We start from the raw sequence: 1,866 nt of genomic DNA, 5'->3' as shown, positions 1-1,866 counted from the left end.
CCCCCCCCCAGCCACAACCCGATCGGCGGGTCCTTCGACGACACACTGATCCTCGAGGACGTCGACAAGGTTGCCATCGTGCAGCGCTATGCGCACGAGACCGGTATCGACACTGGTCACGTCGTCGCCTATGGCGACTCCTACACCGACATTCCGCTGTTCCGCAGCGGGGTCGCCTCGGTCGCGGTCAACGGTAGCGAAGTAGTGGAAGCGCTCGCCGTCCATCGCTACCGCGGAGACGACCTGCGGAAAGCTTACGCACTAGGGCGCTCCCTGTTGGCCTGAACGAGGCGGCAAAAGTATCAGCCCTACGCCGCCGGGCACGGGGGGCTATCTCGAGTTCATCGACGCTGCGGTCCGCAGGCACCTCGACGATCCCGTCATCGTGTTCATCAGATGGCTCCACAGTCACCAGAGTGTCGGTCATGATGCGACCTTCCTGCCCCCGACACACCGAGGGCGGTATGGCCACTTACACCGTTCTCACGACAGCGGTGGTGGCGCAGGAGCCATCCGATGAGGAGTGTTCCGGCGATCGCGATGAGGACGATGAGGAAGGCCGAAACGCCGATACCGCCGCACACACCGCGACGCCGTGAATCAGGCTGCGCGGCAGGCGGTGACGCGCCCGCCGGCAGGGCGCCTACTGACAGGTGGCTGTGAAGTCCGCGGCGTTAAGTAGGTAGATGTAGCCAGTCATTGTCACAAGTGTCGCGAGAACGGCGAATGCCCCTCGTGCCGTTCGCCATCGACCAATCCCCTGCCAGTGGCGGGCCAGCGACACGAGGACCACCGCGCCGACAGCCAGCATGATCGTGCTGGGGATAGCAATGCCCAGAGCTGCGGTTGTGAAGTCTTGCTCGCGTTCGGCGGCGCTGGTGTAGATCGGGTCGCAGTAGTCGCCCTTGCCCTTCGTGGAAGAGGAACTAGCGATAACACTTACGTAGGCGATAGTGTCGCGTGTCGTTAGTTGGTTTATGGTTTGCGATTTGTGATAATCGGTTATGGCGAATTCTGCTGCCCCGGCCCTGGGATTGCGTGATGGCGATGCGGAGAAACTTGATCGACTATTCAGGTCGACGTCGACGCCTGCGGGACTGGTGCGTCGGGCGCGGATCGTGACCTTTGCTGCTGACGGGATGGCCAACTCGCGGATCAGCGAGGTCGTGGTGGTGTCGGTGCCTACCGTATTGAAGTGGCGTTCCCGGTATCTCCATGGCGGCCTTGATGGGCTGGTTGATGCTGAACGACCTGGCCGGCCAAGGCATCTCGATCACGCGGAGGTCATCTCGGCGACGTTGATGCCGCCGCCGAAGAAGTACGGGGTGACGCACTGGTCGTCACGTTTGTTGGCCAGCCATCTCGGGATCGGCAACGCCACAGTCGCGCGTGCGTGGCGCGAGTATGGCGTGCAGCCGTGGCGCTCGGGAACCTTCAAGTTCTCCACCGATCCGGAGTTGGTCGCCAAAGTCACCGATGTCGTGGGCTTGTATCTGGCACCACCGGAGAACGCGATCGTGTTGTGTGTGGACGAGAAAAGCCAAATCCAGGCTCTCGACCGCACGGCGCCGATGCTGCCGATGCAGCCGGGACAGATCGAACGCCGAACCCACGACTACAAACGTCACGGCACGACGACGTTGTTCGCCGCGCTGGAGATCGCGACCGGGCAGGTGACCGCGGCAGTCAAGCCGCGCCACCGCCACCAGGAGTTGTTGTCGTTCCTCCGCCAGATCGACCGCGCCTACGGCGACCAGGAACTGCACTTGGTGATGGACAATTACGCCACCTACAAGAATGAGGTTCCCCAGTTTGAGTGGACACCCGAGATAGTGGGGCTATGGGCCCTGCTGGAAGGATGTCACT

4 protein-coding genes are annotated in these 1,866 nt (G+C 62.4%); 3 read left to right on the top strand and 1 reads right to left on the bottom strand.

Going from position 1 to position 1,866, the window contains the following annotated elements; translation table 11 throughout:
* Both B1964_RS29785 and B1964_RS31520 read left to right on the top strand, forming a co-directional pair.
* On the top strand, nt 1–285 hold a 285-nt coding region (locus tag B1964_RS29785), incomplete at its 5' end, for an HAD hydrolase family protein (protein ID WP_172399026.1).
* Nucleotides 286–464: 179 nt separating this feature from the next.
* Nucleotides 465–599 carry a hypothetical protein gene (locus B1964_RS31520; protein WP_290440764.1) on the top strand — a complete coding sequence of 45 codons (135 nt, stop codon included), beginning with the start codon at nt 465–467 and terminating at the stop codon, nt 597–599.
* Nucleotides 600–643: 44 nt separating this feature from the next.
* On the opposite strand, the gene B1964_RS31395 is transcribed toward B1964_RS31520, so the two are convergent.
* A complete protein-coding gene (locus tag B1964_RS31395; protein WP_253194279.1) occupies nt 644–1,147 on the bottom strand; it encodes a hypothetical protein in 504 nt (167 codons plus the stop codon).
* Between B1964_RS31395 and B1964_RS29775 the strand changes: the two genes are divergently transcribed.
* The coding region (locus B1964_RS29775; RefSeq protein ID WP_253194278.1) for an IS630 family transposase at nt 1,035–1,866 on the top strand (832 nt) is incomplete at its 3' end. The genes B1964_RS31395 and B1964_RS29775 overlap by 113 nt on opposite strands.

It is taken from the genome of Gordonia sp. i37, assembly GCF_002043085.1.
Taxonomy (GTDB): domain Bacteria; phylum Actinomycetota; class Actinomycetes; order Mycobacteriales; family Mycobacteriaceae; genus Gordonia; species Gordonia polyisoprenivorans.
The sequence above is the reverse complement of the archived record's forward strand: the minus strand, read 5'-3'. Positions and strand labels throughout refer to the sequence as shown.

Bases quoted from the DNA above. Each gene is read 5' to 3' on its own strand.
- B1964_RS31520 (WP_290440764.1), top strand. From the start codon at position 465: ATGGCCACTTACACCGTTCTCACGACAGCGGTGGTGGCGCAGGAGCCA.